This window comes from Agromyces humi (assembly GCF_009720255.1).
In the GTDB taxonomy this organism is placed as follows: Bacteria; Actinomycetota; Actinomycetes; order Actinomycetales; family Microbacteriaceae; genus Agromyces; species Agromyces humi.
The window spans coordinates 1-2,455 of sequence record NZ_WJSP02000481.1; the positions used below are offsets into that span (position 1 = coordinate 1).

The 2,455-nt window shown below is 72.5% G+C and carries 2 protein-coding genes; both read left to right on the forward strand.

The annotated features are described in order from the left end of the window. The first annotated feature begins 30 nt into the window (after nucleotides 1-30). Nucleotides 31-522, forward strand: a complete 492-nt coding sequence (locus GH736_RS21195; RefSeq protein ID WP_159606841.1) for a 5-oxoprolinase subunit C family protein — start codon at nucleotides 31-33, stop codon at nucleotides 520-522. A 143-nt stretch (nucleotides 523-665) separates the two neighbouring features. After that, complete coding sequence (locus GH736_RS21200; RefSeq protein ID WP_159606839.1) at nucleotides 666-2,297, forward strand: glycoside hydrolase family 10 protein; 1,632 nt, start codon at nucleotides 666-668, stop codon at nucleotides 2,295-2,297. Nucleotides 2,298-2,455: the final 158 nt, after the last annotated feature.

Below are 2,455 nucleotides of genomic sequence, written 5' to 3' on the forward strand. Positions count from 1 at the left end.
TGCCGACGGCACGCGATGCCGACGTAGTCGATCTTCACCGCGTGGCGTGCTCGTGGGGGCACGCTCTCCGCGCTCGGGCCCGAGCCGGTCGTCGCCGGGCAGGTGCTCGCGATCGGCGCGGAGCCCGCGGCATCCGTCCCCATCGTCGACCAGGACGTCGCGTTCCCTCCGCCCGACGGGGCGGTCACGCTCGCGCTGCTGCCCGGTCCGAGAGCGGACTGGTTCACGGATGCCGCGAGGGCGACGCTCTTCGAGTCCGCCTGGCGCCTGTCCGAGCAGGCCGATCGCATCGGCGCGCGGCTGCTCGGACCCGAGCTCCTCCGCCGACGGGCGGGCGAGCTGGCGAGCGAGGCGACGGTGCCCGGGTCGATGCAGGTCGCGGGCGACGGACGGCCGACGATCCTGCTCGCCGACCGGCCGGTGACTGGCGGGTGCCCGGTCATCGCGGTGGTCGCGCCGGCGTCCCTCGATGCGGTGGCCCAGCTGCGGCCCGGCCAGGAGGTTCGCTTCCGCCACGCGTGAGCGGCGACCGCCGTGGCGGCCCTGTCGCCCGCCGTCTCGCGCCGCGTGCCGTCGCGCCCGCACGAACCTCGCAGCGGAAACAACTCTTCACAAACACGGATCCGCGTGGAAGTATCTTCCATACCGACCTTGGAGGATCGACGATGCCCCTCGACGCCACCCAGCACGACGACCCCGCGCGGGCGGGCCTCGCCCGCCGGGACTTCCTCACCCTCGCCGTGGCCGGAGTCGCCGCATCCGCGTTCACCGTCACCGTCGGCACGCTCACGCCGGCGACCGCGTACGCCGACGACAGCGCCGCCGCCGCCGCACTCGCCCCGCGCAAGCGCGAGCTGCGCGCGATGTGGATCTCGTCGGTCGTGAACATCGACTGGCCCAGCCGCACGGGCCTCGCCGCCGACGAGCAGCGCGCCGAGTTCCTGCACTGGCTCGATGTGGCCGAGCAGTTCCACCTCAACGCGGTCTTCGTGCAGGTGCGGCCCACTGCCGACGCGTTCTGGCCGAGCCCGCTCGAGCCGTGGTCGCAGTACCTCACCGGCGTGCAGGGGCAGGATCCGGGCTACGACCCGCTCGCGTTCATCGTCGACGAGGCGCACCGCCGCAACCTCGAGCTGCACGCCTGGTACAACCCCTACCGCGTCTCGATGCAGGCCGACCCGGCGCAGCTCGTGCCCGAGCACCCGGCGCGCGTGCACCCCGAGTGGGTCTGGGCCTACGGCGGCAAGCTCTACTTCGATCCGGGCCTGCCCGAGGTGCAGGAGCACATCCAGCAGGCGATCCTGCACTCGGTCGAGCACTACGACCTCGACGGCGTGCACTTCGACGACTACTTCTACCCCTACCCGGTGGCCGGGCAGGTGATCCCGGATGCCGCGACCTTCGCCGCGCACGGTGCCGGCTTCGCCGACATCGCGGAGTGGCGCCGCCACAACGTCGACACCTTCGTGCACTCGATCTCCGACCGCATCAAGGCGCTGAAGCCGTGGGTGAAGTTCGGCATCAGCCCGTTCGGCATCTGGCGGAACCGCACGACCGACCCGCTCGGCTCGGACACCGGCGGCTCGCAGTCGTACGACCTGCAGTTCGCCGACACCCGCAAGTGGGTGCTCGAGGGCTGGCTCGACTACATCAACCCGCAGGTGTACTGGCAGATCGGCCTCGCCGTCGCCGACTACGCGAAGCTCGTGCCGTGGTGGGCCGGGGTCGCCGCCGCATCCGGCACGCACCTCTACATCGGCGAGGCGCTCTACAAGGTGACGTCGGGCGTGTTCACCGACCCGGCCGAGCTCTCGAACCACCTGACGCTCGATCGGGGGATCGACGATGCCGGCACGCCGGTGCACGGCAACGTGTACTTCTCGGCGAAGCACGTGCCCGCCGACCCGAAGGGTTCGATGTCACGGGTGCTCGCCGACCACTACTCGCACCCCGCGATCGTGCCCGCCATGGAGTGGCTGCCGGCCACCGACGTGCGCGCGCCCGTGCTCACGAGGGCGACCCGCACCGACGCGGGCGTCGAGCTGCAGTGGTCGGATGCCGCGCCGCCGAGCCTGCGGGCCACCTCGTTCGCCGTGTACCGGGTCGAGGGCGGCACCGGGGCCATCGATGTGGAGGACGCCGCCAACCTGCTCGCGACGGTGCGCGCGCAGACGGGAGTCGTGCAGCGCTGGACGGATGCCTCGGCCGCGGAGGGATCGGCGTACCGCTACGTCGTCACCGCCCTCGACCGCGTGTGGAACGAGAGCGCGCCGAGCGTGGTGCGTCGCGCGAGCTGACCGCAGCGCCGGAGCGCCCACGCGCCGACGCTGCCGCGCCGTCGACGGCCCGGTCAGCGACCCGGCTTGGACAGGAAGATCGAGCGCGCGGGCGGCGGCGACGGCACCGCCGTGGCATCCGTCACCACCGGCGCGCCCGCGATGAAGCGGTGCAGCTC